This window comes from Fictibacillus aquaticus (assembly GCF_002245695.1).
Classification (GTDB): domain Bacteria; phylum Bacillota; class Bacilli; order Bacillales; family Fictibacillaceae; genus Fictibacillus; species Fictibacillus aquaticus.
Genome location: NZ_NOII01000015.1, coordinates 1 through 2,360 on the forward strand (window position 1 = coordinate 1; position 2,360 = coordinate 2,360).

Here is a 2,360-nt window from a genome sequence, read left to right on the forward strand (position 1 = left end):
CTTCAAGGTAAAAGAACGGTTTGATCCCGAATGGATCTCTTGCCCCGAATAATTTACGTTCTTCTTTATCCCAGATCAGAAAACCGAACATTCCTCTTAGTTCTTTTACAGCATCTTCTTTTTTGGCGCTGTATAGTGCAAGGATAACCTCTGTGTCAGAATGCGTCTTGAACGTAAATCCTTTTTCTTCAAGGTCTTGGCGGATTTCAACATAATTGTAGATCTCACCATTAAAAATAATCCAATATCTGTCATCTTCATAAGAAAGCGGCTGCTTGCCTGCTTCAAGGTCGATGATGCTCAAACGCCTGAATCCAAAGCGGACATATTCATCAACAAAGAACCCGCTGTCGTCCGGCCCGCGGTGAGTGATCAGGTTAGTCATATTTTTCAGCTGCTGTATGTCATTCTGCTCTGCTGTTTCCGGAGCGTTCATCATATATCCAATAAAACCGCACATTTCGGTTCCTCCCGTATAAAACAATTCTGATGGTAATTTGTGTCGTAATCTTCCATCACAAGGCACTCTTACCTTAATTTTCTGTAATAACAAATTTCATTATAAACCCGTTCAAAGGGTATAACTACACTTTTCTATAAAAAAAGTAAAAACAAACATTGTGTACTAGTTTTGTCGTTTTAAGGGGGATAACCGTTACAAGATTTTTATAGCATATTTGCAGGATTCAATATTTCATCAGCCTCTTCTATCGTCATCCAGCCCTTCTCTATCACGATTTCTTTCAGTGTTCGGCCTGTCCGGACACTTTCTTTTGCCACTTCCGCTGCTTTTTCGTATCCAATATGAGGATTGAGCGCAGTAACTAAGGATACACTTCTCTCGAGCCAGTAATCGGTCATCTTCCTGTTTACATCAAGACCGATCAGGCATTTATCTGTAAATACCTTCAGGCCACTGCTAAGTATTTTTATCGATTGAAGCACATTCAGACCCATAACAGGCATCATCGCGTTGATCTCGAGCTGGCTTCCTGCAGCAGCATGAACAACACAAGCATCATTTCCGATAACCTGTGAGCAGATCATATACATATTCTCAAGAATGACAGGATTCACTTTTCCCGGCATGATCGAAGAACCTGGCTGCACAGCAGGCAAGATTAGTTCAGCAAGACCAGTCTGCGGACCGCTGCTCAGCAGCCTCAGGTCGCTCGATATTTTAATAAGGTAAATCGCTGTCTCTTTGAGCACTGAACTAACTCTGACTGCTCCGTTTGGGTTCTGCATGAACGTATACGGATGTTCGGTCTTAAAGAAAGGAAGACCGGTCACTTTTTTGATTTGGTTAATCGCGGTTTCGGAATAATCTTTATGTGCATTAATACCCGTTCCAACTGCGTTTCCGCCTAACCCCAGGGCGTACAGCTCCTCGGATGCGGCATTAAATTGATTAAGCATTTGCTCCAGCGAGCCTCTATATCCAGCAAATTCGCTGCCAAGACGGATCGGGACAGCATCCTGCAGATGAGTCCTTCCTGCTTTAATAACATCATGAAACTCCTGCTCTTTATCACGCAATGCCTTGATGGTCTTTTCGAGTGCAGGAATCAATTCTTCATGCAGCGCTATAGCTGTAGAAATATAAATAGATGTTGGAATCGTATCATTAGTGGACTGCGCCATGTTCACATCGTCGTTAGGATGAACGATATGCCAGTCCCCTTTTTGACCACCAAGCTTTTCGGCCGCGATGCTCGCGATCACTTCATTGGCGTTCATGTTCTGTGATGTTCCCGCTCCTGCCTGATAAGCATCCACGACAAACTGATTGTCCCATTTCCCTTCTATCACTTCCATCGCAGCAGCCATGATCGCCTCCCCTTTTTTGCGATCCAGCATCCCGCAGGTCATATTAGCAAAGGCTGCACTGTACTTGACGATACCCTGTGCTTTAATAAAAACAGGAGGAAGCTTCTGGCCGCTTATCGGAAAATTTTCTACAGCTCTTTGAGTCTGTGCACCATAATAAGCGTCTTTTGACACCTTCACTTCTCCAAGTGTGTCTTTTGCAATGCGGAAATTATCCATAACATCATACCTTTCATGATATATCTGTTTTTCATCTGCATTTACCATCATATTTCTTCTTAAGGTTTCTATTCCCGATTTCCTCTGCTTCCTACCGTTTTTGTAGCATTAAAAAAGAACCGATCCAAAAAGCCTTGTCACCTTTGGATCGGTTCTCTTAACATCAGATTACCTTATCTATGTAAGGCAATGACTTTTGCAGGCTGTTTCTTAATCAGGCGGTGTTCTGTCCGGTAACCTGCTTTTTTCTGTTTTATGAACGTTGCTTTTGAAATGGGTCTTGGTCTTGACCAGGCTATGGATTCCGGGTT

Annotated in this window: 2 protein-coding genes; both read right to left on the minus strand. The window is 43.0% G+C overall.

Features of this window, described 5'->3' with window-relative positions:
• On the minus strand, nt 1–460 hold a 460-nt coding region (locus CGZ90_RS17865), incomplete at its 3' end, for an asparagine synthetase B family protein (protein WP_420841357.1).
• Between the two features lie 206 nt (nt 461–666).
• Complete coding sequence (locus tag CGZ90_RS17870; protein WP_094253901.1) at nt 667–2,049, minus strand: class II fumarate hydratase; 1,383 nt, start codon at nt 2,047–2,049, stop codon at nt 667–669.
• Nucleotides 2,050–2,360 lie beyond the last annotated feature (311 nt).

What these genes read in the sequence shown, in the direction of transcription:
- CGZ90_RS17870 (WP_094253901.1), bottom strand. Translation starts at nt 2,049, where the DNA reads ATGGATAATTTCCGCATTGCAAAAGACACACTTGGAGAAGTGAAGGTG.